This is a genomic window from Paenibacillus sp. JCM 18996 (assembly GCF_055392555.1).
Window position 1 is genome coordinate 2,843,500 of record NZ_AP043884.1, and the last position, 25,804, is coordinate 2,869,303.

Annotated in this window: 21 protein-coding genes and 1 riboswitch; of the genes, 8 read left to right on the forward strand and 13 right to left on the reverse strand. The window is 51.5% G+C overall.

The window, feature by feature from the left end; genetic code table 11:
* Positions 1–46: 46 nt before the first annotated feature.
* From argS to speE, 11 genes are all read right to left on the reverse strand, one after another.
* Positions 47–1,720, reverse strand: a complete 1,674-nt coding sequence (gene argS, locus ACZ5N7_RS14010; RefSeq protein WP_464654993.1) for an arginine--tRNA ligase — start codon at positions 1,718–1,720, stop codon at positions 47–49.
* Complete coding sequence (locus ACZ5N7_RS14015) at positions 1,717–2,139, reverse strand: YwiB family protein (protein ID WP_464654995.1); 423 nt, start codon at positions 2,137–2,139, stop codon at positions 1,717–1,719. Before ACZ5N7_RS14015 ends, argS begins: the two co-directional genes overlap by 4 nt.
* A 530-nt stretch (positions 2,140–2,669) precedes the next feature.
* The gene (locus ACZ5N7_RS14020; protein WP_464654996.1) at positions 2,670–3,299 is read right to left on the reverse strand and encodes a bifunctional 4-hydroxy-2-oxoglutarate aldolase/2-dehydro-3-deoxy-phosphogluconate aldolase; all 630 of its coding nucleotides are present in this window, start codon (positions 3,297–3,299) and stop codon (positions 2,670–2,672) included.
* Positions 3,300–3,331: 32 nt separating this feature from the next.
* Entirely contained in the window at positions 3,332–4,480 is a 1,149-nt protein-coding gene (gene dgoD / locus ACZ5N7_RS14025) for a galactonate dehydratase (protein WP_464654998.1), read from the reverse strand.
* Between the two features lie 37 nt (positions 4,481–4,517).
* Positions 4,518–6,137, reverse strand: coding sequence for a response regulator (locus ACZ5N7_RS14030; RefSeq protein ID WP_464655000.1), 1,620 nt, complete (start codon positions 6,135–6,137; stop codon positions 4,518–4,520).
* A gap of 30 nt (positions 6,138–6,167) precedes the next feature.
* Positions 6,168–7,886, reverse strand: coding sequence for a sensor histidine kinase (locus ACZ5N7_RS14035; protein ID WP_464655002.1), 1,719 nt, complete (start codon positions 7,884–7,886; stop codon positions 6,168–6,170).
* A 21-nt stretch (positions 7,887–7,907) separates the two neighbouring features.
* Positions 7,908–8,723 (reverse strand): carbohydrate ABC transporter permease, encoded by an 816-nt coding sequence (locus tag ACZ5N7_RS14040; RefSeq protein ID WP_464655004.1) that lies wholly within the window; start codon positions 8,721–8,723, stop codon positions 7,908–7,910.
* Complete coding sequence (locus tag ACZ5N7_RS14045; RefSeq protein ID WP_464655005.1) at positions 8,720–9,646, reverse strand: carbohydrate ABC transporter permease; 927 nt, start codon at positions 9,644–9,646, stop codon at positions 8,720–8,722. The genes ACZ5N7_RS14040 and ACZ5N7_RS14045 overlap by 4 nt, the downstream gene beginning before the upstream one ends.
* A gap of 60 nt (positions 9,647–9,706) precedes the next feature.
* On the reverse strand, positions 9,707–11,029 hold the full coding sequence (locus tag ACZ5N7_RS14050; RefSeq protein ID WP_464655006.1) for an ABC transporter substrate-binding protein: 1,323 nt from the start codon (positions 11,027–11,029) through the stop codon (positions 9,707–9,709).
* Positions 11,030–11,531: 502 nt separating this feature from the next.
* Positions 11,532–12,401, reverse strand: coding sequence for an agmatinase (gene speB, locus ACZ5N7_RS14055; RefSeq protein ID WP_464655008.1), 870 nt, complete (start codon positions 12,399–12,401; stop codon positions 11,532–11,534).
* A gap of 61 nt (positions 12,402–12,462) precedes the next feature.
* Positions 12,463–13,290, reverse strand: a complete 828-nt coding sequence (speE, locus tag ACZ5N7_RS14060; protein WP_464655010.1) for a polyamine aminopropyltransferase — start codon at positions 13,288–13,290, stop codon at positions 12,463–12,465.
* Between the two features lie 249 nt (positions 13,291–13,539).
* On the opposite strand from speE, the gene ACZ5N7_RS14065 reads away from it, so the two are divergent.
* Together ACZ5N7_RS14065 and ACZ5N7_RS14070 are read left to right on the forward strand one after the other, a co-directional pair.
* Positions 13,540–15,594, forward strand: a complete 2,055-nt coding sequence (locus tag ACZ5N7_RS14065; RefSeq protein WP_464655012.1) for a transglycosylase domain-containing protein — start codon at positions 13,540–13,542, stop codon at positions 15,592–15,594.
* 139 nt (positions 15,595–15,733) lie between these two features.
* Positions 15,734–16,999: a cation:proton antiporter gene (locus ACZ5N7_RS14070; RefSeq protein WP_464655013.1), complete on the forward strand. Its 1,266-nt coding sequence runs from the start codon at positions 15,734–15,736 to the stop codon at positions 16,997–16,999.
* A 1,005-nt stretch (positions 17,000–18,004) separates the two neighbouring features.
* Here ACZ5N7_RS14070 and ACZ5N7_RS14075 read toward each other — a convergent pair.
* A complete protein-coding gene (locus tag ACZ5N7_RS14075) occupies positions 18,005–18,502 on the reverse strand; it encodes a YwhD family protein (protein WP_464655014.1) in 498 nt (165 codons plus the stop codon).
* Positions 18,503–18,771: 269 nt separating this feature from the next.
* Here ACZ5N7_RS14075 and ACZ5N7_RS14080 point away from each other — a divergent pair, with 269 nt between their 5' ends.
* The 6 genes from ACZ5N7_RS14080 (at position 18,772) to ACZ5N7_RS14105 (ending at position 24,332) form a co-directional block, all read left to right on the forward strand.
* Complete coding sequence (locus tag ACZ5N7_RS14080; protein WP_464655015.1) at positions 18,772–20,754, forward strand: M1 family metallopeptidase; 1,983 nt, start codon at positions 18,772–18,774, stop codon at positions 20,752–20,754.
* A gap of 12 nt (positions 20,755–20,766) precedes the next feature.
* On the forward strand, positions 20,767–21,585 hold the full coding sequence (locus ACZ5N7_RS14085; RefSeq protein ID WP_464655016.1) for a hypothetical protein: 819 nt from the start codon (positions 20,767–20,769) through the stop codon (positions 21,583–21,585).
* A 307-nt stretch (positions 21,586–21,892) separates the two neighbouring features.
* Positions 21,893–22,031: riboswitch (cyclic di-AMP (ydaO/yuaA leader) on the forward strand.
* Positions 22,032–22,072: 41 nt separating this feature from the next.
* Complete coding sequence (locus ACZ5N7_RS14090; RefSeq protein ID WP_464659278.1) at positions 22,073–22,507, forward strand: C40 family peptidase; 435 nt, start codon at positions 22,073–22,075, stop codon at positions 22,505–22,507.
* 424 nt (positions 22,508–22,931) lie between these two features.
* A complete protein-coding gene (locus ACZ5N7_RS14095) occupies positions 22,932–23,378 on the forward strand; it encodes a hypothetical protein (protein WP_464655017.1) in 447 nt (148 codons plus the stop codon).
* 1 nt (position 23,379) lies between these two features.
* Positions 23,380–23,604 carry a helix-turn-helix transcriptional regulator gene (locus tag ACZ5N7_RS14100; RefSeq protein WP_464655018.1) on the forward strand — a complete coding sequence of 75 codons (225 nt, stop codon included), beginning with the start codon at positions 23,380–23,382 and terminating at the stop codon, positions 23,602–23,604.
* A gap of 32 nt (positions 23,605–23,636) precedes the next feature.
* Entirely contained in the window at positions 23,637–24,332 is a 696-nt protein-coding gene (locus ACZ5N7_RS14105) for a DUF4386 domain-containing protein (RefSeq protein ID WP_464655019.1), read from the forward strand.
* A 244-nt stretch (positions 24,333–24,576) separates the two neighbouring features.
* Here ACZ5N7_RS14105 and ACZ5N7_RS14110 read toward each other — a convergent pair whose 3' ends face one another.
* Positions 24,577–25,413, reverse strand: a complete 837-nt coding sequence (locus ACZ5N7_RS14110; protein WP_464659280.1) for a sulfurtransferase — start codon at positions 25,411–25,413, stop codon at positions 24,577–24,579.
* Between the last annotated feature and the right edge of the window lie 391 nt (positions 25,414–25,804).

Here is a 25,804-nt window from a genome sequence, read left to right on the forward strand (position 1 = left end):
TTAGCACGCCCCGCATGGCGTACAGGCACCGTCCAGGGCGCGCGTTCTACATACGGTCCGGAGCCGATACGCCGACGAGGCGCAGAACGCCCGCGATTACGACGCGCACGGCATCCAGCAGAGCCAGGCGGGCAAGCATCGCCTTCTCGTCTTCTATGATGACCCGTTCCGCCTTGTAATAGCTGTGGAATTGTCCCGCCAGCTCATACACATAGCGGATCAAACGGTGCGGAGCGTATTGTTCCGCGGCGACAGCCACCTCTTCCGGCAGTTCGCCCAGCTTACGCAGCAGATCGAACTCCGCTTCCGACTGCAAGGCGGACAGATCCACGCCGGGGACATCCGGCAGAGTGATTCCCTGTTCTTCCGCCTGGCGGAAGATGCTGCAAATCCGGGCATGGGCGTATTGGACATAGAACACCGGATTCTCGTTGGACTTGGAAATTGCCAGGTCCATATCGAAGTCCAGGTGAGAGTCCATCGAGCGCATCGTGAAGAAATAACGGATGGCGTCGACACCGACCTCATCCATTAAGTCCTCCATCGTTACGGCTTTGCCGGTCCGTTTGGACATCTTGACCTTCTCGCCGTCCTGGAACAGGCTCACCATCTGGGCGATGAGCACCGTCAATTTGTCCGCGTCATAGCCCAGCGCCGACATAGCCGCTTTCATCCGCGGAATATATCCGTGATGGTCGGCTCCCCAAATATTGATCATTTGGTCGTAGCCGCGCTCGTATTTATTTTTGTGGTAAGCGATATCCGGCGTCAGATAGGTGAAGCTGCCGTCGTTTTTGATCAGAACTCGGTCTTTGTCGTCCCCGTAATCGGTGGTGCGCAGCCAAACGGCTCCGTCGACTTCGAAGATTTGCCCTCTTTCTTTTAGCAGCTGCAGAATCTCTCCGGTCTTGTCCTGCTCATAAAGCGAGGTTTCGCTGAACCACTCGTCAAACCTTACACCGAACCGAGCCAGGTCTCTTTTGATTTTATCGAGTTCTTTTTGCAAGCCGTACTGCCTGAAGAAGGAAATCCTTTCTTCCACCGGCATCGAAAGCAAGCGGTCTCTCTGCTCTTTGATCAGCTCTTGGGCAAACCCTTTGATGTCTTCTCCGTGGTATCCGTCCTCCGGCATTTCCACTTCTTGGCCAAGTGCCTGGAGATAGCGGGCTTCGATCGATTTGGCCAGATTCAGCACCTGGTTTCCGGCATCGTTGATATAGTATTCTCTTGTCACATCGTAGCCGGCAAAAGAAAGCACGTTGCACAAAGCGTCGCCTACAGCCGCCCCGCGGGCGTGCCCTAAATGAAGCGAGCCTGTAGGATTGGCGCTGACGAACTCCACCTGGACCTTCCTGCCATCCCCCAGCGAAACCCGCCCGTAGTCTTCCCCTTGCGCCGCCACTTCGCCGATTACGTCGTACAGGTAGGATTTATCCACCGTGAAGTTGATAAAGCCGGGACCCGCTACCTCAATATTCGTAATGCGCGCCGATTCACGGTCGATGGCAGCAACCAGCTGCTCGGCGAGCTGTCTCGGATTTTTCTTGGCGATTCTGGTCAGCTGCATGGCAATGTTGGTGGCAAAATCACCGTGCTGCCTCTCCTTGGGAACCTCCAGAATAATTTCCGGCAACTGGTCTTCTTCCACTATACCCGCTTTTATAACTGCTTCGGCTATGGCCGACTTGACCTTCTCTTTCATTTGCTCCAATACACTCATTCCGGGTGAGCCTCCTGAATAGTTAAAGTTAACGAATACAATCCCGCATCCTCTCCGCTGACGGTGAGCCGGTATGTCCAGCGCACCGTTCCCAAGCCTTCCGACAATTGAAAATGCAGCTGATCTGTCCGGGTTTTAATCTCTAATGTGCCGTGTGCTGTCGCGTATGGACTGACATGCTCCTCGCCTGCAGTGAACATCTGTTCTGAAGCTACATCCCCATGCCGGATAATCCGCACGGAGCGGGGATCCAAACGGAGCGTTGTCATCGTTCGGCCCATTTCCGGGTCCGGTTCGGCATATCTCACATAGTAATGGTCGCCTTTGGAGTACAGCTCACCGTCCACATTCTGGACGATCTTTTGCTGGGCGGACTCACTCTCGATGCGCACGCGCACTTGTTTCTTGTCGACGCTCATTGTGGTGCTCCTGACATTTTTGCCCCAGATGGACCTATACAATTGGGACAATGAATTTAGCTTCTAGTGTATAGTATCCTCGGTTCAAATTCAATGAGGAGCTCGATGTGGGCTCCTGTGTGAGGGGATTGGCGGGATTTTCCGCTATTTAATGTGAAATGAGGATTATTAGGCTCTTTACCTGATATTGTCGATTTGCTGGGAGCACATCTTTGGTTGCCGGGTAGACAGGTAGACAGGTAGACAGGTAGGCAGGGTCCATACTGAATTCTTATCGTTATTTTCATGCATGGAACGAGGCTAGTGTCTTAAGCGGGAATAATCTGGCCCTAAAGCACTATTCAAAAAGCCCCCGCCCCGCTATACGCTGGGCAAGGACTCTTCGTAAGCGTTTTGTCGCGCACGTTATTCTCGTTAGCAATGAGATAAAGCTTTAGTTCACACAAGTATCTTGGCTATCGTAACAAAATTAGCGTACAGCTCATGTTAGCAATCATGTAAAGCTATAGTTCACGCTAGAGCCATAGCTATTAACCCTCCTGCACGGCAGCGGTAAACCGTTTCGCCCTCTCGGCAAGCTCTTCGAACTTCCCTTCGCGAATCAACCGCTGGTCCAGCAGGCTGCCGCCCAAGCCGAACGCCGCCGCGCCGCACCGGGCAAATTCTCCAATGTTCTCCAGATTTACGCCCCCGGTTGCGATAAAAGGGATGCCGTTCAGAGGTGCGGCAATCTCTTGAATGTAGCGGGCGCCTACTGAGCCTGCCGGGAAGATTTTGACCGCCTTGGCTCCGGCCTTTACGGCATTGACGATTTCCGTAGGGCTCAGCACACCCGGCCATACATCAATCCCTTGGCCATAGCCGAAGTCAATGACCGATTCATCCAGATTCGGAGAAATGAGAAACTGCGCGCCTGCCGCGACAGCTTCCTTCGCCATACCGAGATCCAGCACCGTTCCTGCTCCGATCCACATGCGGCCGTCATACCGCTCGCGCCAGCGGCTGATGATGCCGAGCACATCGGGCGTGTTCATCGTTACCTCCAGAAGGCGGATACCGCCTTCCCACAACGCCTCCGCTGCCGGCTCCGCAGATTCCGCAGGGATTCCGCGCACGATCGCGATAATTTTATGATGCAGCAAGCTCTGCAGTCCGTTCATCCTTGACCTCCTCGCAAATTTCAGGGACTATTCTACCATTCGGCAATCGTTCCATCCTCTTGGCGCCAAATCGGATTCTTCCAATCATGCCCGATCAATGCCATTTCTCTCACCTTATCCTCGTTCACACGGATACCCAACCCAGGCAGCTTCAAATTTTTCACAAAGCCGTCTTTATAGGCAAACACACCGGGATCCTGCAAATAATCCAACAGATCGCTGCCCTGGTTGTAATGGATGCCCAAGCTCTGCTCCTGAATAAATGCATTCGGCGAGCAAATATCTACGTGCAGGCAGGAAGCGAGAGCAATGGGCCCCAGCGGACAGTGCGGAGCGAGCGCCACGTCATAAGCCTCCGCCATAGCGGCGATTTTGCGGGTTTCCATAATGCCGCCCGCATGAGACACATCAGGCTGAATGATATCCGCATATCCCTGGGCCAGCAGTTCCTTGAAGCCCCAGCGGGTGTACATTCTCTCTCCGACCGCGATCGGGCAGGAGGTATGGCGCGCTATTTCTGCCAGCGCTTCATTATTCTCGGGCAGTACAGGTTCTTCGATAAACATCGGCCGGTAGGGCTCCAGCTCTTTGACCAAAATTTTGGCCATCGATTTATGTACGCGCCCATGGAAATCGATGCCGATTCCAACTTCTTTTCCCACAGCTTCCCGTACGGCGGCAATTCTGGCCGCCGCCTGCTCGACTTTGGCGAAAGAGTCGATATAATGCATTTCCTCAGTCGCGTTCATTTTGACGGCGGTGAAACCGGCCTCCACCTGGCGCAGCGCCGCTTCCCCCACCTCGCTCGGGCGGTCTCCGCCGATCCAGCAGTACACACGGGTCTTGTCCCGGCAGGCTCCGCCCAGAAGATCATAGACCGGGGCATTGTAATACTTGCCCTTGATATCCCAAAGTGCCTGCTCTATGCCGGAAATGGCGCTCGTGAGGATCGGGCCGCCGCGGTAGAAGCCCCCGCGGTACATCGTCTGCCACAAATCTTCAATCCTCATCGGGTCTTGGCCGATCAGCATGCCGCTCATTTCCTTTACGGCAGCGGCAACCGTATCCGCTTTCCCTTCGACAACCGGTTCACCCCAACCCGAAATGCCTTCATCCGTTTCGATTTTGAGAAAAAGCCATCTCGGCGGCACTTTGAAAAGCTCCAGCTTCGTGATTTTCATACGATCGTCTCCTTTACCTTCTACGGTATTGTATGGATCATTGCCCGTTTCCGTCGCGATACTCTTGGGGGGTGACCCCGTAATGCCTTTTAAAAGCGTGATTGAAAGAGTGAGGCCGCTGATAACCTAGCTCAGCCGCAATTTCATAGACTTTCTCATGGCTGTTTTTCAAAAGATAGGCCGCTTTGTCCATCCGGGCGCCCTGCACGTAATCGCTCAGATTCTCCCCGGTCTCCAGCTTGTAGACTTTGGATACATAGACCGGATGCATATAAACATGATCGGCTATGGCCTGCAGCGAAACATCCTCGGACAAATGACTGTCGACAAATTTCCGGATTTGGTTGATTATTGAAATCCTCGCGTTCTTGTTCTCGTGGGCCATGTCCTCCTGTAATCTATTCAGCGTCCGGACCGACCATTCCCGCAGCTGGTTCACCGAGCGGAAAGCAGCACTTTCCATAAGCTTGTCGTAATCGGCGCCCAACAGCTCCGACAGCCTGCGGCCGTTTTTATGAGCTATGGAGGCATAGGCCGAAGAAACGGAAAAATACACTTCCAGCAGGTGCTCTTGGGATTCGGCCCATTTGCGCTCCAATTCCTCGAAAATGTGCTGAAGCTTGTCCGCTGCGCTGTCCCACCTTCCGGCCTCCAGCAAATGGATCAAGGCAGGCGTATCATATAAGCTGTGCAGCGACTGGATTTCGACCTTGAGCAAGTCGTCATCCACCCTGAGCAGAAACTCCTGCTCTCTGCCGATTCTTTTGCGGAAAGCGGAGACGGAGCTGTTGTAAAGAGCTGCGAGGTGATCGGGAAACATACCCCAGGAGCTGACGAGAATGGAAATTTTGCCTTTCAAAAAGTTTTTCACCGCCGTCTGCAGCTGCGAAGCCGCTCTTTCAAACGTCTGTGTTTGCTCCGGTGCAGAAGCCTGATCTCTGCCCTTTACGACAAAGACCAAGTAATCATGGGCATCCTTCGTGTGCCAGAGCTCGAACCGTTCCCCGAAAATCTCCTCCACCATGTTCCCGATCGCATATTCCATCAAAGACAGGCTTTGAAAATCGTATTCGATAAAATGTTCCTCCAGACGGACGATCATGAGGGCAAACGCCTCCCCATTCAGCTTGGGAAGCTCCAGTATCTGCATTTTTTCTTCCAAGGACGCAGGAGATACCTTCTTACCCTGCAGAAGATCGCCAAGCAAGTTGCCTCTGAGCACGGGCAAATTTTCTTGTAATGCAAGATCCAGCCGCTGCCGGGACACCACCTCTTCCCACTCTTTTTTCAACTTATCGATCACTCTCTGTACGGTCTCCAGCAAATTTTTCTCTGTGACCGGCTTAAGCAGATAATCCTCCGTCCGGTGCAGGATCGCTTCCTTGGCATATTGAAAGTCCGAATGACCCGACAAAATTATCGTCTTCGTCTTCTTCCACTTCCGGCTGATTTCCGCGATCAATTCGAGCCCGGACATCCCCGGCATTTGAATATCGGTGATGACGATATCAACGGAAAACTGATTCAGCAGCGAAAGCGCTTCCGACGCGGAGTAGGCTTTATGCACCTGTCCGATTCCCATCGACAGCCAAGGTACGGTAGCGGACAGCCTCTCCACCACATGAACCTCGTCATCGACGATAAGCAATTGATACATCCCGCAACCTCCAAGTCGTAATGATGACTTCTAAACAGTCCGGTTCCAGGCAATGACCGCTTTGACCCCGCCCGTCGGCGATTGCTGAAAGCTAAGGCCCGAACCTTCGCCGAATTGGTAGTACAGCCGGTGGTGGACATTCCATGTGCCGCAGCCGATTTCGTCCGACATAGGCATTCCCAGCTGAAAATGCAGGTGTTTTATCTGCTCGGGCGTCATTCCGGCGCCGTTGTCCTCGACCATGATTTTGTTCAGCACGTTGTCTTGTCCACCGGTGATTTTGATGAGGCCGCCGGCGGCATTTTGCTCAATGCCATGAATAATGGCGTTCTCCACCAAAGGCTGCACAATCAATCGCGGTATGCGCAGCTCCATCATCTCCTCAGGCACGGAAACCTCGAATTCCAGCCGCTGCATCCGCAGGTTTTGAATCGATAAATAATGGCTGACCATCTTCAACTCCTCGCGGACCGTCACCCATTGATTCTCCACCCTTGTCGTATAACGGTAAAATTCAGCCAGGTTCTGCGACATCTCCACGACGGAATCCCGGTCATCGAGCATGGCGGAGTTAATAATGAAAAATAAAGAGTTGTACAAAAAATGCGGATTGATCTGGGACTGTAGCTGTTTGACCGTTGCTTCTCTCGAGCGGATTTTCTCGGCGTACACATTCTCGACCAGCTCCTGGATTCGTTCCGCCATTTCATTGAACCGTGCAATCAAAAAATCAAATTCATTGTTGGACCTGATCTCAATCCGGGCTGACAGGTCCCCGCGTTTAATCCGCTGTACGCTCCTTGTGAGCTTGCGGATCGGAATCTGCACATTGCGGTACAGCAGGAAGCAGGCCAGAACACCCGTAACAAGAAGCAGACCTGTCGAAAAATAGAACAGATAGGAACTCGCAGTAATGGGAGCCAGAATGCTCTGCAGGGGTACATAGTCAACGAGGTACCAACCCAGCCCCGCCGATTTTACGAAGCTTACGAGAAAGGACTGTCCCTCCATTGTAACTACCTTTTGCCCAGAATCAGGTAACGTCTCCTTGCGAAGAAGGGTTAGAAGCTCATTGATTCTTGGCTCTGACGTGCTGCTGTTGACGATCGGCGCGTCCGTCTGGTGAAACAGGAAAGGATCGCTGTGCTTGTCGTTCTTGTAAACATCCAGCAGATCGACGATATTCTGGCCGGAAAAGCCGACTTGAAAAACCGCAGTGGCCTGATCTTTCGAGTTCACGGCAGCCGGCTCGGTGATTTCCCTCAGAAAGTAGCTCCGGGTCTTTCCGTTATGGCGTACCGCCTCATATGTCCAAGTATTGCGGATAGCGCCCTTGGTCAGCGCCTGATCGCCGCTTTGGAAAATATTCGACGATAGAATCTGCTGCTCTTTAGGAAACACGATGGCGAGATCGTTCGCCCATCCGCTGGACACGCTCTGCAGGCTTAATTTTTCGGTGATGCGAGATTGCGCTTTCAAAACGTCGTACTGCGGCTGCTCCCTTTTATCAATGAATTCCCTGATATAAGGATCGCTGCTCAGAATAACCGGCGCCATCGACAGCTGATCCATATTGGAATCCAACTGGTGAAGAAAGAAAGACAGCTGGTTCAAGTTCGACGTCTGCAGCTGCTCTTGCACTACACGTTTGCTGATGTGATTGGAGAAACTGTACAGAAGAAGCACGGGAATAAGAAGAAGGATGACCAGAATCATCATTTTGCTGAAAATATTGAGTTTTCCGGCCATGCTCATGCTTCCTCTCCGCCTTTACCCTTTTACAGCCCCCGCCGCCAGTCCGCTCACAATATAGCGCTGTGCCAGTAAGGCGATGATCAGAACCGGAAGCGTGATAATGCAGGCTGCAGCCATTAACGCCCCCCAGTTAATCTCAGAATACGACATAAAGTTGAACACGGCAATCGGTAAAGTCTTGGTTTTGTCGCCGGCCAGAATAATCGAGAACATGAAATTGTTCCATGAGAAAATAAACGACAGCAAGGAAGAAGTAATGACGCCGGGGCCCGATATGGGCAGGATGATCTTCATAAACACTTGATGGTGCGTACAGCCGTCGATCAAGCCTGACTCTTCGATCTCAGTGGGCAACGCCTCGAAGAAAGAGATCATAATCCAGATGATGAACGGCAGGCCGACCAGCATATGGCTGAGTACGAGGGCGGTGTACGTGTCCACGAGATGGATTTTCGAAAACAGGATAAACCAGGGAATCAGAAAAGTAATACCCGGTATGATGCGCGCGACAAGAATAACCAGCCCCAATTTGTGCAGATGATGCCTAGCTATGGCATAGGCTGCGGGAAGTCCGAGCACGAGCGAGAAGAAAGTGGAGCCAACCGCGACGATAAAGCTGTTGATAATGAACTTGGTGAAATCGTATTCGCGGAACACGCTAGTGTAATTTTTGAATGTCGGGCTGAAAGAGAAGAACTGCCCGGTCGACATGATCTGCGCCTGCGTTTTAAAGGAAGCGAGCAGCATCCAGAGAAAAGGGAACGCGAAGGCAAGCAGCACAACAACGGTTAGCAGAGATAACAAATACGTGGTCCCTCTCTTTTTTTTCATTGCGCCGCCTCCAATCTTCTTCTCATCCAAATCATGAATAAGGTCAGACCCATTACCAGCGCGAAGAAGATCACCAGCAGTGACGAAGCCATCCCTAGCTTAAAGTATTGGAAACCTTGGACATAGCCGTACAAATTCAAGGTTTCGGACGCAAAATTGGGGCCGCCCTGTGTTGTGGCGTAAATAATATCGAAGGTTTTCAACACATCAATAAGCCGCAGCATAGCAGCCACAAGGATCGTCGGTCTCAGCAGAGGCAGCGTGATGGAAATAAACTTCTGCCAGACGGACGCCCCGTCCACATCAGCCGCCTCATACGGATCGGAAGGAAGAGTCGATAATCCCGCCATTACGATCAGGGCAATCATCGGGGTCCACTCCCACACGTCGATCAGGATGAGGGAAGGAATGACCTGCTGTGTCGATGCCAGCCAGAGCAGAGGCTTGAAGCCCGCCGATTTGAGAAACGTGTTCGCCACACCGATCGTCGGTTCGTAAATCAGCATCCATACCAGTCCCATAGCTACAGGGGTCGCTACCATCGGCAGCAGGAAGATCGTCTTGGCCAGGTTCTTGCCCCGGAAATCCCTAAACAGCAGCAGCGCAATCGCCACCCCCAGAACAACCTCCAGAACCAACGCAACGATGGTAAAATAAAAGGTCGAACCGACGGCATGCCAAAAGCGGCCATCCTTGAACAGCGTCAAATAGTTGCTGAGTCCCACCCACTTCGGAGGGGTCGTCGCCGACATGCTCCATTCGAAAAAACTGATCCTTACCGTATATAAAATAGGAAACAGCATCATAAGCAGAACGAATAAAACCGCGGGAAGCGTATAAATCCATTTCAAATTGCGGTCAAACCAGCTGTAGCGCACGTTGTTTCTTCCCTTCCTTCTGGCGATTAAGAATGGAAGAGTCATCGGATGACCCTTCCATTTCCTGATCTTATCGATTATTCGATTATTTCGCGGATGGTACGACTACTTCGTTTTATCTTTATCCATGATCGCCTGCAGATCCTGGTTTGCTTTGTCTGCGACGCCTTTGATGTTCGTTTCGCCGCTCATCACCTTTTGCACAATTTCACCGACAGCATCACGCGCTTCGCTGACGGAGATCACCGTAGGGCGGTCATGGTCAACTCCGCCTTTAGCCGATTCCTTAATGACGGGAACCAACTCGGCAGGGAAGCCTGTGGCGCCTTCAGGTTTATCCCACACAGAGGCGCGTGCTCCCGGGTTGCCTTTTTGCTGGGTCTTCATTACGCTTTCTTTGCTTGTCGCCCATTTAATGAACTCCCAAGCGGCATCCTTGTTCGCTGATTTCGCATTCATCGCCAGACCCCAAGAGGTAATGTTGTACGGTTTGGAGCCGGCTTTGCCTGCCGGGAATACGGCGTATCCGACTTTGTCGGCAATCTTGGATTTTTCCGGATCCGTCGCATTGTTATAAATCGAGTTCGCATCCGTGTAAAAAGCTACTTTGCCCTGTGCGAAAATTCCTATGGCTTGCGGCCAGGACATGTTCAGGACTCCCGGCGGGCCGTAGTCCTTCAGCAGAGAACCGTATGTGGTAAATGCTTTGATCGCTTCCGGCGTATTTATTGCAGCCTTGTCGCCCTGCGTAAAGTCGGCTCCCTCCGAGTAGAGGAAAGAGGATACCTGGGTCACGAGCGGAGAGCGCTGTCCTCTTGCGACGAAGCCGTAAATTTCATTCTTCGGGTCGTGGAGCTTCTTTACTGCGTCCGTCAGCTCATCCAACGTTTTGGGAACGGCAATACCCGCTTTTTGCAGCAAATCTTTACGGTAATAGAGGATTTCCTGCTCCGTGATAATCGGGATGCCGGCAAGCTTTCCGTCGACCGTAGTCGTCCCGACCGCGGACTTGGAAAAATCGTTAAAATCGTAACCCGCATCCTTCTTGGCGTAATCGTCTAAAGACTGCACCCAGCCGTTCTTGTAAAACAGCTTGCCTTCCTGCAGAGGCCGGTACATGAACACATCCGGCGTTGCCGAACCGGAGGTGAATTGAACGGTAAGCTTCTGTGTAAGCTGGTCCTCAAAAAAGCTCTGCACGGTTACCTTCATCCCTGTTGATGCTTCAAACTCGGGCAGCAAAGGCTTGATCGCCTCGCTCCAAGGATGGTTGGCCGTTACGATGGTCAGATTCTTGCCTTCGAACGGCTTGGCTCCCGCTTTGGGGGCTTCCTGAGCGGGCTTGCTGTCCGAGCAACCGGCGAGCAGGCCTCCTGCCAACGCGACTGACAGACCTGCTGCGGCCCATCGATTCCATGTGATTTTCATAAAAGAACCCCTCCTGCGTTGCGTCTTTAAATTTTTTTCCTATACTGCAAGCATAGAGGATGAAAAGTTTCCTTGATATAACGAAAACTAAACATTTCTAACAATAAATAAATAAGTTCCGGCCAAGAATGGAATCGATTACATTTTTCCAGTTAAATGCATCTGTAACCAAATGGAAGTCAAATTAGATTGACGATTTCCCTTTAATTTTTCCCGTCCCGCGATTCTCCGGGCGACGATGCGACACTGCACGGTAAGCGCTCAGACCGTTAAAGCAGGGGAATAACCGCTGAAGCTGAATCGATCCAACACAACTATAACGCAGGGGCGCAAAGGTAATCTTCTGGATTGGAATAGAGGGGATTTGCCAAGACAATATCTCCCAGCGGATGAATGTATTTAAACCAACACTTATCCACAGCCACCGAAAATCATAATTTCCTATACAACAAAAAAGACGCGAAGCCGTAATCGGCTCCGCGCCTTTGCTAATCAAAACGGGTTACTTCACCAATCCAAGCAAAATTTCGCGTACGAGCTTGGATGCAACAATCTGCGTCTGCTCCGAAGGGTCGTACACCGGCGCCACTTCCACGACGTCGGCTCCGACCACATTCACCCCGGACGCGGCAATCGCGTGGACCGCAGCGAGCAGTTCCTTGCTCGTGATGCCGCCGGCTTCCGCGGTGCCGGTTCCCGGCGCGGCCGACGGATCGAGCACGTCGATGTCGATCGTCAGATACACCGGCCTTCCGGACAGCTCGGGCAGCACCTTCTTCAGCGGCTCCAGCACGTCGAACGGATGGAAGTTCAGGTTCTTGCGCGCATACTCGAACTCTTCCCTGGTGCCGGAACGGATGCCGAACTGGTACACGTTCCTGCCCCCGATCAGTTCGGCGGCTTTGCGCAGCGGTGTGGAGTGGGACAGAGGCTCCCCTTCATATTGCTCGCGCAGGTCGGCGTGAGCGTCGAAGTGGATGATCGCGAGATCCGGGTACTTCGCGTACACTTCGCGGATGACCGGCCACGACACCAGATGCTCGCCGCCGAGGCCCAACGGGAACTTGCCGTCGTTCAGCAGCCCGCGCACATATTCGCCGATCAGCTCCAACGCTCTGCCGGCGTTGCCGAAAGGCAGAGGCAGGTCTCCCGCGTCGAAGTATGAGATATCGGCAAGGCTTTTATCCAGATAAGGGCTGTATTCCTCCAGGCCGATCGAGACTTCCCGGATCCGGGCGGGACCGAAACGGGAACCCGGACGGAAGCTGACGGTGTAATCCATCGGCATTCCGTACAACACGGCCTTCGATTGTTTGTAATCCTGCGAAGCGGCAATAAACACGTTGCCTGAGTAAGCTTCATCAAAACGCATAGCGGGGCACTTCCTTCCACAATAAGCTTGACTGTTTCATCCGTCCGTGCCAGGCACGAGTTCACTTAACTAGATCTTCAACAAACTTCGGCAGCGCAAAAGCCGCTTTATGCAGCCTTGGGCTGTAATACTTCGTATCCATTTCCGGGATTTGTGCTTCATCCAGCTGCAGCGGATCGTACTTCTTGCTTCCCATAGTGAACGTCCACAGTCCGCTTGGATAAGTAGGAATATTGGCGCAGTATACGCGGACTATCGGAAAGATTTCCTTCACGTCTTGGTTCACGCTGCGGATCAGGTCCGCCTTAAACCATGGATTGTCCGTCTGCGCCACGAAAATGCCGTCATCTTTAAGCGACTCGTAAATTCCCTGATAAAAGCCCTTGGTGAACAGCTCCACCGCCGGACCTACAGGCTCCGTAGAATCTACCATAATCACATCGTACGTATTCTTGTTATCATGGATATGCATGTAGCCGTCGTTAACGATGACCTCCACGCGGGGATTATCCAGCTCGCCGGCAATCTCGGGGAGGAATTTCTTGCTGTATTCGATCACTTTGCCGTCGATCTCGACCAGAACCGCTTTCTCAACGCCCGGGTGTCTAAGCACTTCGCGGATGACGCCTCCGTCGCCGCCGCCGACAACCAGTACGCTCTTCGGATTCGGATGTGTAAACAAAGCGGGATGCGCCACCATTTCATGGTACACGAACTCGTCCTTTACCGTGGTCATCACCATACCGTCCAGTACCAGCATACGCCCGAATTCCTCGGTGACGATCATATCCAGCTTTTGGAAAACAGTCTGTTCGGATACCAGAGTTTCCTTGATTTTCGCGGTGATGCCGAAACTTTCCGTTTGTTTTTCCGTATACCATAGTTCCATGTACAATCCCTCTTTTCTTTGAATTTCATCCTTATGTAGTAAGCCTTGACCTTGCGTCGCGACTGTAACCGTCTGTTTGCGCGGAATACAAATTGTATTATAGTTTATAACATAAAAAATGCAAATCGATGCCGCCGTTTCCAAATTTTTAAGATTATGCAGGGAAAAAGCGGTATAGCGGCCGCCAGGCTTTTCCATACTGATTATATCATGACGCATCGCGGAACACGAATGCCCGGAGGTGGAACCATGTCTGAACCGCAGGACAAACAAGCCGTAAACCGGCTGCAGGAAGAAGACCCTTATAGCCGAAGGCTCGCCCGTGTAAAAAAGATTATCTCATTCACCTTTACTTCGCTGCTGCTCTGCGCGGCAGGGCTTGTTCTGCTGTTCCTGTTTTTTCGCTCCCAGGCCCTCCCGGTGACCAAGGTCATCCAAACCTCCCAAATTTATGACGCCCAAGGCGAGCTGATCGATTCCCTTTATACAGGGCAGGACCGTCAGGTCGTATCTCTCAAGGACGTTTCTCCTTATTTGGTGAAAGCTACGCTGTCGATAGAAGACCGCAACTTTTACAATCATTTTGGCTTTGACCTGAAGGCGATCGCCCGCGCTTCCATCGTTAATATACAGCACATGTCCAAAGTCCAGGGAGCCGGGACGATCACCCAGCAGCTGGCGCGCAATCTGTACCTGACCCACGACAAAACATGGATGCGGAAAATAAAGGAAACGCTGTTTGCCGTGCAGATGGAAACGCAGCTGTCGAAGGATGAGATCCTGGAGCAGTATTTGAACCAGATCTATTACGGCCATTCCACATATGGTATCCAGACGGCGTCCAGGCTCTATTTTAACAAGGATGCAAAAGATTTGACCCTGGCCGAGAGCGCACTGATTGCAGGGATCCCGAAAGGCCCGAAGTATTACTCCCCTTACCTGAATAAGCAGAACGCGTTGGATAGGCAGAAAATCGTGCTGGAAACGATGGTAAGGGACGGATTCATCACGCAGGAGGAAGCGGACAAAGCGTCGCAGGAGCATCTGACCTTTCAGCCTCAAAAGGAGAGAAAGCCGTCGGAAGCCCCGTACTTCAGGGATTACGTGCGTAAGATCGCAACGGAGAAGCTCGGGATCACCGAAGACCAGTTTGACGAAGGCGGCATAAAAGTATATACGACGTTGGACCTGAGGGCGCAGAAAATCGCTGAAGAAGCGGTGTCCAAGCAGCTTCTGGGCACCGGCGAGCTGCAGGCCGCCCTGATCTCCATCGACCCGCGAAACGGTTATATCAAGGCGATGGTCGGCGGCCGCGATTACAAAGAGAACCAGTTCAACCGCACGCTCGCCGGCTCCCGCCAGACCGGTTCGTCCTTCAAGCCGGTCGTGTACCTGACGGCGCTCCAAAAGGCCGGATACACGGCCCTGACCAAATATAAAAGCGAACCGACGACATTTACCTATGACGACGGCAAGAAAACCTATACCCCGAGCAACTTCGGGAACCAGTACCACGGCGAAATCGCACTGAGAGAAGCGATCGCCAAATCGGACAACATCTTCGCCGTCCATACCGTTATCGACGTCGGTCCGGACAAGGTCATCGAAACCGCGCGCAAATTGGGGATTACCAGCCCGATGAATCCTGTTCCGTCGCTCGCGCTGGGAACATTCCCGGTCAGTCCGTTAGAGATGGCGTCCGCTTACGCCGCTATTGCCAATCTTGGAGAACGAGTGGAGCCGGTTGCGATTACACGAATCGAGGACGCTTATGGCGATAAGCTGTTTGAGGCGGCCCCCGTAAAGGAGAAGGCCGTGGAACCATCCTACGCGTATGTGTTGACGCATTTGATGCAGAGTGTATTCGAACCCGGGGGAACCGCCAACCGGGTGTCAACCATCATCAAGCGGCCTGTCGCGGGAAAAACCGGTACCACCGACACCGATTCATGGATGATAGGTTTTACGCCTGAGCTTGCTACGGCAGTATGGGTAGGATACGACAAGAACCGCTCCGTGAGCTCTGTGGAATCGATCAAAGCCGCGCCAATCTTCGCGGAATTCACGGAGCGTTCGCTTGAGACTGTGCCGCCGAAGCAGTTTGCGGTTCCACCAGGTGTGATTGTGGCCTCCATCGATCCCGCTTCGGGAAAGCTGGCCAACGACGATTGCCCAAATTCCCGGGTGGAGGCGTTCATCACCGGAACGCAGCCGACCGCTTACTGCACGGACAACTCCAGGAAGGACAAGGCCAAACCCGGCCGTTCCTTATGGGAGGATTTGAAGCGGTGGTTCAGCAACTAGAAGCCGCTGCTTGATTTGGCTGGTGTTGCCGTCTATAATTGATGTAATTATAATAAATGGAAATGCTATCCGGAGGAGCCTGTCAACAAGGCTCCTCTTTGCTGTTTTTTGGGCATTCCATCCATCCCGGGAGGTTTAAATGCATTCGGAAAACGTATTATTGGCACAGCAGTACCTTATGTCCTTTTTTCTCCTCTTTTTAATCGGCACGCTCGGCGGCAAGCTTGCAGACAAAATGGGGCTGCCGGATGTAGCGATTTATGTGCTGCTCGGTATTGTACTCGGTCCCTCGGCGCTGTCAATCATCGATATACCCGGCAACTCGGTGCCCAATCAAATGATTCTGCTGTTCGGGGCCGCATTTATTATTTTTCATGGAGGGCTTATTACTGGTTTTGACATTCTGAAGCAAGTGTGGCGCACCATCACTTTACTCTCTACCGTCGGGGTACTCATAACGGCCTTTATCGTGGCGGCGGCCGCGGCATATTTATTTCAAATGCCGTTTATAACGGCGTTGCTGCTGGGGGCTATTCTAGCCTCTACCGATCCGGCAGCTCTCGTTCCTATTTTTCAAAAGTTCCCCGTACGTGACAAAGTGGCCCAGACGGTGATCATAGAGTCGGCTTTTACGGATGCCACCGGAGCTATCATGACGACTGTCGTGTTCGGGTTGGCGTTATCCGGGGCGGGTGCCGGAATCGATTGGCCGCACATCGCCCTGCAGTTTCTACGGCTTGCTTTGGGTGGTGTCGTTGCGGGAGCCGTTGTCGGCTGCATTGCCGCCTTTCTCATCTCGGAGAATGACCGGGGACTGCTGCGAGATTTTACGCCCATGGTTGTCGCATTGACCGTTCTTGCAGCTTACTTGATTTCCGAACAGGTTCATGCCAGCGGGTTTATGGCTGCGTTTGTCGCAGGATTGATGATTGGCAATGCAAAATCATTGGGACTCACTATACTGCCGGATCAGGAGCATGAAGCTCATCAGTTTGTAGACGCCATTGGGCTTAAGCTGCGGATGATGATCTTTATTCTGCTCGGGAGCCAGGTGGACTTTGCCGTCCTGCAGCAATATGGGCTGCTTGCCCTGGCCGTTGCTGCTGTCTTTATGCTTGTTGCAAGGCCGATCACCGTGCTTGCCAGTCTGCTGCCGGACAGGAAAGCGAAATGGCGCCGTTCCGAAGTGCTGTTTTTTTTCTGGACCCGAGAAACCGGTGTGATTGCAGCTGCGTTGTCGGGAATAGCAGCCAGCTCGGGACTCCCTGAAGGGGAATTAATTTCGGCCGTCACGTTTGTCGTCATTCTGGCGACTCTGATCATTCAGGCCAGCACTACGCCTATGGTAGCGGAGAAATTGAGGCTGCTTGAGAACAGCCCTCGACAACACGCCGGCAGCCAATAATCCCGAACAGAGTTAATACAATCAGTTAGGAAAATAAACAGGGAGCGGATCATCGGCGCAATCAAAGAAATGACTTGAGTCCGGCTGTTTATGGACGCGAAAAACCAAAAGGCGGACCCCAAGGGATCCGCCTTTCTTCGTTGTCTAGGAAATTATGATTTTCGGTGGCTGTGGATAAGTGTTGGTTTAAATATATTCATCCGCTGGGAGATGTTGTTTTGGAAACCTCTATTCCAATCCAGAACAACATCTTTGCGCCCTCTGTGTTATGGTTGTGTTGGATCGATTCAGCTTCAGCGGATATTCCCCTGCTTTACGGTCTGAGCACTTGTCGTGCAGTGTCAATGCGCCGGGAGAGTCGCGGGATGGGAAAAATTAAAGGGAATTCCTCCATTTAATTTGACTTCGATTTGGTTGGAGATGCATTTTACTGGAAAAGTTCCATCAAAATCAGTGGTTATTTTAATATTTGACCCGAATGGGTTGAATTAACTGCACATTTTCCAGTTATATGACCAGCAAGGCAATCAAACTGAGCAAATAGCAGCATATTTTCCCGTTAATCAAAGCAACCCAGTATGCCGTGGGCCAGAACATTCCGGGCAACCCTTCACCATTGCCTCGCAAAGAAGAGGGCGGCCAGCCTTCTGTACATAACTTTTTCCCCATCAAGACCGCCGTCTTATCAATTCTTTAAAATGACGCTCTACATCTTTTGACCGGAACGGCCAGCCAAGTCTGTCTCTCATACCCCTCCACAAAAACACAATGCTTCCACTCGGCAGAATGGAACGGTATATAATTTATGAACAAGACAGTCCCTGTCCTTAGAAACAGGTTTCTGTCTTTATTCACCCGAAGGGTGATTTTGTTCGTTAACGCGAAAAGGCAAACCCCATGGGGTCTGCCTTTTCGCTGTCCTAGTATATGGTGTGTAACATATACTGGTAATCAGTATACTCCCAACCTACAGGACGGACAATCTATGACACACAATCGACACAATTAAGCGAGAGCCTGTTTCAGCGCGTCCTCCGAGCGGTCCCACCACTCGTTATTGTGTTTTTGCAGAGCTTCTTTCAGCAGCCCCTTTTCTTTATCGTCAAGGTTCTCCAAGAGTACCTGCCGCTTCATCGCCTTATCCATCCGGTTCACATGGTCGGCCAGAATCTTCCAGCCCCTTCTCGCTGCCGGATCGACCCACATCTCGCAGGCCGCTACGCCGGCGTAGTAGGGTCCTTCTTCTTTCCGGTCTACGGCAACCCAGACGAGGAAGCATTTGCGGCCGTTCGGCACGTCTTCCTTGTTCGCGGAGAATTTGATCCCCTTCTCCACTTTGCTCTTCGCATGGAGAGCTCCGTTGTCCAGATAAGCTTCGTCGCCGTCAATGATGATGCTCGAGACATTGTTCAGATCGATGGAGCCGGCTCCGAAGCCTTTGTGGTCGATTTTTTTTACGATATTTAAGGCGTTCAGCTTTTTGTCTTTATTATTCAGGTTCATAGCGCACCGTTCCTCCCTTAATAAACAAATAAGACACTTGCCCATATTTGCAATTCCTGCTTCAACCCTACGCGATTAGAGGAAGCACCCGTCCCCGTCTCACGTACTTTCCACAGTCGTCGAGATCCGTTCTTTTATTGTAGCCAAACCCCCAACTTCTCGCAACCTCTCTTCCGCTGCCCCGGACCGCAATTATTTTTCCATTCCCGTAAATATTCCGCGCACCCCCCACATATACATGCTCTATAAGCTTGTCAACGGGGTGAATAATGATGAAATTGTCCGCAGCCAGACTGATTCCATGGGCCGGGGCCTGCTGTATCGCTTTGGCGGCTTCCTGGATCGCTCAACCTCTTTTTGCGCCGGAACAGCCGGTCTCCACCAGCATAGCGCTCAACGAACCGCAACCGCCTCAGGCGGGCAATTCCCAGAAGCCTGTGGACAGGCCCGCTCCGGCTCCGCTCAGCCAGCGTATTGTGGAGTACCATATCGGAGCGGCTTTGGAAGCCGGCACGAAGACCATCCAAGGGCAGCAAACGATGACGTGGACGAACCCCGGTGCTCAGCCGGTGGGCGAGCTTTATTTTCACCTTTACCCAAACGCGTTCAAATCCAAAGATTCCACCTTCATGCAGGAGTCGGGGGGAAAGCTGCGCAAAGACCGGATGAAAGAGGGAAGCTACGGACAGATGGACATTCTTTCGATGAAGACCGCACAGGGCGAGAGCCTGAAGGACCGGATCGAATATGTGCAGCCCGACGACGGCAACAAAAAGGACACGACACTGATCAAACTTACCCTGCCCAATCCCGTCAATCCCGGAGAAAAAATCACTCTGCATACCGATTTTACAGTCAAGCTCCCTGCCGTTTTTGCGCGGATGGGGTATTCGGGCGATTTTGTCATGGCAGGCCAGTGGTTCCCCAAAATCGCCGTCTACGAAACGAAAGGCACTCGCGGACGGTCGGCAGAAGGTTGGAATCTCCACCAGTACCACGGCAATTCGGAATTTTATGCGGATTTTGGCATCTATAACGTGAAGATCAAAGTGCCGTCCAATTACACCGTAGCCGCCACCGGGTTTCCCACCCGATCCCCTGCCGTTGAAGAAGCCGGCACCAAAACGTACCAGTTCTACGGCGACGATATCCACGATTTCGCTTGGGCGGCCTCTCCAAATTTCCAATATGTGGAAGAGTCTTTCTCCGCTCCCGGCGTACCCGGTGTCAAAATCAAGCTCTATCTGGATCCGGACCACGCCGAATTCAAAAACCGCTACATGGCCGCAGCCAAAAAATCGCTGTCCGACTACAGCCAGTGGTATGGCACCTATCCCTACTCCACCCTGTCTATTGTGGTCCCTCCCAAGGGCGGCAACGGAGCCGGCGGAATGGAATACCCTACCCTTGTAACGGGCTGGGGCGCGGATGAGAAAAACACCAGCCTGGAGCTGGAAAGGGTGATCGTCCATGAAATCGGCCACCAGTACTTTTATGGCATGGTGGCGTCGAACGAGTTTGAAGAAGCGTGGCTGGATGAAGGCTTCACTTCCTACGCCGAAGACAAGGTCATGCAAAAAGAGTACGGCGCCCGCTCCAACACACCGATGGAAGCCAGCTATATTACTGCGCCGGAATCGCTTCAGCGCAACGCCTGGGATTTTAAAACCCACGATAATTATGCGGAGAATGTGTATACAAGGGGCAAGCTGGTACTTTTGTCCATTGAGCAGCAGTTAGGCAAGTCCGGCATGGAGAAAGTGCTGCGCACCTATGTGGACCGGTATAAATTCCGCCATCCTTCGACGAAGGATTTTCAAAAAGTGCTTGAGGAAGTTACCAAAATGGATTGGCAGCCCTTCTTCGAGCAGTATGTGTACGGCGGCATGATGTCCGATTATGCGGTGGACCGCATCTCTTTCAAAAAATCCGACACTTCGGGCAGCTATGAAAGCACAGTCACGGTCCGCCGGCTCGGGGGGCAGTATTCCTCGGTTCCGATCGAATTTCACTTCAGGGACGGCAGCATGATGGAAAAAGCCTGGGATGGCAGGGATGCCGAAATCCAATTCAAAATCACCAATACAACCCCTGTCGATTGGGTGTCTATTGATCCCCGGCACTCGATGATCCTGGAGAATAAACGCATCAACAACTTCATGAAGACGCGCATCGACCCGAAATGGAACATCCGGTTAAGTCTCGGCACGGAAAAAATCATTGAGACCCTGTTCGGCTGGGTCGCCTGGTGAGGTGGAAAAACGATGTGGAGCGCTATGAAAGAAGGATGGAGAACGACATTGAGGCAGCCGTTTGCGGTGATCACCCTTTTTATCTACCAGCTGGTGTGGGGGCTGTTCCTCTACCGGATCGTACAGGGAATTGTGGTGCCGCTTATGCACCGGTATCCCGGAAACCTGCTGCCGAGAGAATCGCTGCAGTTGGTTATGGCCGAAAGCCAGTTCCGGCTGATGAAGACCGACTTGACCCATTCCTACCTATGGCTGTTATTGGTCCTGCTTCTTATGCGGATGGCTATTCATTCCTTGTTGAACGCGGGCATCTACTATTCCCTGGCCCACCCGGAAATGAATTCCGGCTACCGGTTTGTGAGAGGCATACGGACGTTGGGCCTCAGCTTCCTCGGCTATTATCTGTTGCAAATGGCGCTTCTTCTCGGCCCTTTGTATTTCCTGCTTCCGAAGCTGTACAGGATTTACACAAAAAGCGAGAGCAATTCCGCTCTGCTGGCGGGGATTTCCCCCTATTTAGGCGGCTATCTGCTCTATGGCGGGCTGCTCTATCTCGTGTTCCTTTACCTGCAGTTAGGGAAGGCGATGGGTAAAAAGCCGCTGTATTCCCTGCTCTTCCTGTTCCGCTACAGCCTGCCGATTATGCTCCTCGGACTGGTCACTCTATCGATCACGGGCACGCTCACTCTTTTGGTTGTGTCCGCTTCCCTATTCTGGGCCGGGCTCGCCGCTCTTATCCTGTTCCAGGCCTACCGGTATGTGCACATGTTCGGCAAAATATGGGCGATCGCCTCGCAGATCAGGTATTGGACTCAGCGTATCGATGTGTGAACAGACGTGTGGACAGACGCGTGAACAGTTGGGCTGACGCGTGGACAGACGTGTGAACAGCAGTTTGAATAACGGCAGTTTCAATCAGCAGTCAAACCAGTGCTGCATTACCGAGCCACACTTTCGCAGATTTGACTTTGTCTTGTGTATCTGGAGTAACAGCCTTATAACATTAAAAACCTCTTCTGCGGAAGGGGCTTTTTGACGTTTTATATCGATTTTTATTATTTTAAAATGTGAACATTATGTGACAAAGGGAGGAAAACCAGTTTCTTTATCGAAAGTTTAGACCTGCAAATAAAAAAAAACACACTATTTGTCGAATTTCCGTGACGGAAAACGGGGGAACCATTGTCTTGGGTGAATTGATCTCGCTTCAGAGTGATCATAGGGAACCTTCAACCGAACCCTCAAGCTAACTTCGTAGGCATGTGGAAGGAGTTTTTTCGTGTTAAAAAAGGCTTTTGCTCTGGCAGCAGGTGTTGTTATGTCCGTGTCGGTTTTTGCCGGTTCCGCATCCGCAGAAAGTCTGCTCAGCAAAGCGGTGAATTCGCTGGTAGGCACTCCCTACAAATATGCGGGAACCTCGACAAGAGGATTTGACTGCTCGGGATTTACCTCTTACTTATTCAACAAGTTCGGTGTTGATCTGCCTCACAGCTCCAAAGGTCAGAATGGCGAAGGACAGTGGATCTCCAAAAGTAACGTAAGACCCGGAGACCTCGTCTTTTTCAATACAGACGGTGTAGGAGTTTCCCATGTAGGAGTGTATGTAGGCAACGGCAAATTCGCCCACTCGGCTACGAAGGGTGGCGTGACCATCTCAAGCTTGGACAGCTCTTACTACGCCAATCGTTATGTGTCTGCGCGGCGTGTGGTTTGGGACGATCTCTACGACCAGATGATGACGGACGAAAACTAATTGAACGATGATAAGCAAAATTACTGCCCCGCTCGGCTAAGTCTGTGGACAAGCTGCGCAGGTTTTTTTTGTTATGGTTATTTACCCTTGGGGGCGGCGGTTGAAACAGGTTAGGGGGAAGTTTTTTGCAGCTGTTGTGCGCATGCTAGCGGGGCTTATTTGCAGAGATCTCCATGAGGACCAATACGAACGATATCTGTTGAATGGTTGTTTGCGAGTTATGACAAATTGAGTATCGTACCCGTTAAGAATAAATCTTAGCGGAATAGGCTACCGATTTTGTATTAGTTCATAGATCGGCAGCCTTATTTATTTTATGTACCAATGCAATGTAAACTATACTTGACATAATAAAAAACTTAAATTACATTATGTATATATAATTTTACATTTAGTAAAAAATATCTGACAAGGGGATTAAAGCATGACCTATCAAGAAAAGAAGAGCATCATATCATTGATCAGCACCATACTCATTTTTGGATCGTACTGCTTGTACATGTACCCACGATATCCCGACGGTAGCCCGGAACTTTCGGAAACCTTTCACTATTGGGGATCATTTGTTCTCGTCTTAATGCTGGTTTCGATTGTTGCGCATATTATCATCAGCATTATTTTCAACATCTTCTTAAGAATGGCGACCGGAGAGAAGGAACCCGCATTCGAGGATGAACTGGATAAGCTCATCGGTTTGAAGTCGAATCGAAATTCTTTTGCCGTATTTATCCTCGGCTTTCTTCTGGCTATGGGATCGTTGGTCATTGATAAGCCGTCACAAGTGATGTTCTTGATCCTGATCTTATCCGGATTCATTGCCGATGTAACCGGATCCATTACGAAACTTTATCACTATCGGAAAGGAGTCTAAGATGGGAAAAAATCTTGTCGGCAATCACATCCGAAAATTACGGTTTAATCATGATGAAATGACCCAGCAGCAATTGGCTGACAAGGTGGGCGTAACAAGACAGACGATCGTATCCTTGGAAAAGGGTAACTACTCCCCGTCTCTGGAACTGGCTTTTCGCATTGCTCACGCCTTCGACTTGCCTTTGGAAGAGGTATTCTTTTACGGGGATGACACAAAGGAGTAACAATAAGGATGTTCATTGGAGGAGAAAAGCAAATGGATTTTTCTATCAGAAAGAGCTCATTGATTGTGGGAGTCCTGTTTATCCTTGCAGCCGTTTCGTCGGTCATTGGCGGTCTTATTTTATACAAACCCATCCTCAACGATCCCGATTACCTAGTACAAGGTTCCGCTCACGCCAACCAGGTGATATTAGGAGCGGTGATGGAATTAATTCTTGTCGTTTCAGCGGTCGGTACTGCGACCACCATGTTTCCGATTTTAAGAAAATATAATGAAACGATCGCTCTTTGGCATCTTTGCTTCAGGTTTCTTGAAGCTGTTATCATCACTATCGGCATAATTAGCGTACTATCCCTATTGACCTTAAGTCGGGAATTCGTAGCAGAAGGAAGCCCGGATACCGCCTCATTTCAAATTTCAGGTACATTATTAAAGGCTGTACACGACTGGACCTTTGTTCTTGGGCCCGCTTTCATGCTTGGCATCAACACGATGATGTACAGTTACATATTTTATAAATCCAAGCTCGTACCCAGATTTATACCTATCTTGGGTATATCAGGGGCAACGCTTATTTTTATTCAAAGCTTGTTCGTTATGTTCGGTGTCATTGAACAAGTTTCTACTTGGGGTGCGATTTTGGCCCTGCCGGTAGCTGCGAATGAAATGATTCTCGCCGTTTGGCTAATCGTTAAAGGGTTCAATATATTGGCTTATAGATCCCGTTAGCGGAGTGATGGACTGTCTTGTGGGCAGCCCATTGATTTACTCATCTAGTATCAATCTTTTGGCTGATTCAACAACCATCTGTCCCGACTGTCGGGCTGTGGTTCACTCCGGGTTTTTTGAAACTGTTTTCCTCGATTTCTTGTTTGCAAGCCGTTGAACGAAAAGCCCAAAAAGGCCGTAACAGATCATCAACCAGCAACCTGTCACAGCCCCAAAACCAACGTCATACGCGGCCTCTCCGCTCTTACTCTTCCCCCGTTGCAATCGGGTTGTCTTCATACGAAACCCAGTCGCTCCAGCTGCCGGCGTACAGCTTCACATTAGGGAAGCCCGCTTCCGTCAGCGCCATAAAATTCGGCGTCGCCGTAACACCAGAGCCGCAGTAGACGATGATCTCGTCGTCCGGCGAAAGATGTGCAAACCGGTGCCGCTGGTCTTCGGCCGGCTTCCAGTAGCCGTCTGCGGTCAGCGACTCCTTCCAGAACTCATTCCGTGCTCCCGGAATGTGCCCGGCCGCCTTGACGATCGTCTCTTCCACGCCGAGGTACCGTTTGCTTTCCCGCGAGTCGATCAGCGTGACTCCCGGACGGTTCAGCTTGCTCCGCACCTCTTTCATCGAGGCCAGCAGCTCAGGGTGCGGTTGCGATTTGAACACTGCCGGTTTCACATCCGGCAGCTCGTGCGTCACCGGAAAACCATCCTCTTTCCATTTGGAGTAGCCGCCGTCCATGACGTAGACTTCCTCGTGTCCCAGCCATTTGAGCAGCCACCAAAAACGGGAAGCCATCGCTCCTCCCTGGTCGTCGTAGGCGACTACTTTTTTCGAGGCATCGATGCCCGCCTGTCCCAGCTTCTCCGCGAGAGCGGCCGGTTCCGGCAAAGGATGCCGTCCTCCGTGGGGCATTTTCGAGCCGGAGAGGTCCTGCTCCAAATCGAAATGCACCGCACCCGGCAGGTGATCCTTGGCGTAGCTTTCTTTGCCTGCCTGCGGCTGGCCCAGCACAAATCTGCAGTCGGCCAGCACCACATCGGAATGCTCCATATGCGAGGCCACCCATTCCGTACTCAAAATCGTTTTCACCATAATCACTCCTTGGAATTGTTTGCTGTCTGTCGTTTGTCGGCATTGTTTTTTCTGCCATTGTTTTCGCTGAACTTATGTACCGCTAATACTAGAATTCTATCGAATAACTCAGCCAATCCCCTGCTATGCCGCCCATCCGCTCATAAAACTTCCAGCCCGCGCGTTCTCCAGGGAAGTCGTATTTCCACCGAAGAGCTCATCTGCCGTTCCTCCTGCCTTTTATCGTGAAAAATCCGTATGGATCTACTCTACATGGGATTGAGTTTTGTTACAATAGGGCAGAACATGCTGAAACCGCAGGGTTAAAAGGCGCCGGGAACGGGTAAAAAAAAAGACAGAAAGAGGTGGGGGAAGTGGCTGAAAAACAGACGAAAGAAAGAAAAAGCTC

Coding starts and splice junctions, on each gene's coding strand:
- argS (WP_464654993.1), bottom strand. CDS start 1,720: ATGAGTGTATTGGAGCAAATGAAAGAGAAGGTCAAGTCGGCCATAGCC.
- ACZ5N7_RS14015 (WP_464654995.1), bottom strand. CDS start 2,139: ATGAGCGTCGACAAGAAACAAGTGCGCGTGCGCATCGAGAGTGAGTCC.
- ACZ5N7_RS14020 (WP_464654996.1), bottom strand. CDS start 3,299: ATGAACGGACTGCAGAGCTTGCTGCATCATAAAATTATCGCGATCGTG.
- dgoD (WP_464654998.1), bottom strand. CDS start 4,480: ATGAAAATCACGAAGCTGGAGCTTTTCAAAGTGCCGCCGAGATGGCTT.
- ACZ5N7_RS14030 (WP_464655000.1), bottom strand. CDS start 6,137: ATGTATCAATTGCTTATCGTCGATGACGAGGTTCATGTGGTGGAGAGG.
- ACZ5N7_RS14035 (WP_464655002.1), bottom strand. CDS start 7,886: ATGGCCGGAAAACTCAATATTTTCAGCAAAATGATGATTCTGGTCATC.
- ACZ5N7_RS14040 (WP_464655004.1), bottom strand. CDS start 8,723: ATGAAAAAAAAGAGAGGGACCACGTATTTGTTATCTCTGCTAACCGTT.
- ACZ5N7_RS14045 (WP_464655005.1), bottom strand. CDS start 9,646: ATGACTCTTCCATTCTTAATCGCCAGAAGGAAGGGAAGAAACAACGTG.
- ACZ5N7_RS14050 (WP_464655006.1), bottom strand. CDS start 11,029: ATGAAAATCACATGGAATCGATGGGCCGCAGCAGGTCTGTCAGTCGCG.
- speB (WP_464655008.1), bottom strand. CDS start 12,401: ATGCGTTTTGATGAAGCTTACTCAGGCAACGTGTTTATTGCCGCTTCG.
- speE (WP_464655010.1), bottom strand. CDS start 13,290: ATGGAACTATGGTATACGGAAAAACAAACGGAAAGTTTCGGCATCACC.
- ACZ5N7_RS14065 (WP_464655012.1), top strand. CDS start 13,540: ATGTCTGAACCGCAGGACAAACAAGCCGTAAACCGGCTGCAGGAAGAA.
- ACZ5N7_RS14070 (WP_464655013.1), top strand. CDS start 15,734: ATGCATTCGGAAAACGTATTATTGGCACAGCAGTACCTTATGTCCTTT.
- ACZ5N7_RS14075 (WP_464655014.1), bottom strand. CDS start 18,502: ATGAACCTGAATAATAAAGACAAAAAGCTGAACGCCTTAAATATCGTA.
- ACZ5N7_RS14080 (WP_464655015.1), top strand. CDS start 18,772: ATGATGAAATTGTCCGCAGCCAGACTGATTCCATGGGCCGGGGCCTGC.
- ACZ5N7_RS14085 (WP_464655016.1), top strand. CDS start 20,767: ATGTGGAGCGCTATGAAAGAAGGATGGAGAACGACATTGAGGCAGCCG.
- ACZ5N7_RS14090 (WP_464659278.1), top strand. CDS start 22,073: ATGTCCGTGTCGGTTTTTGCCGGTTCCGCATCCGCAGAAAGTCTGCTC.
- ACZ5N7_RS14095 (WP_464655017.1), top strand. CDS start 22,932: ATGACCTATCAAGAAAAGAAGAGCATCATATCATTGATCAGCACCATA.
- ACZ5N7_RS14100 (WP_464655018.1), top strand. CDS start 23,380: ATGGGAAAAAATCTTGTCGGCAATCACATCCGAAAATTACGGTTTAAT.
- ACZ5N7_RS14105 (WP_464655019.1), top strand. CDS start 23,637: ATGGATTTTTCTATCAGAAAGAGCTCATTGATTGTGGGAGTCCTGTTT.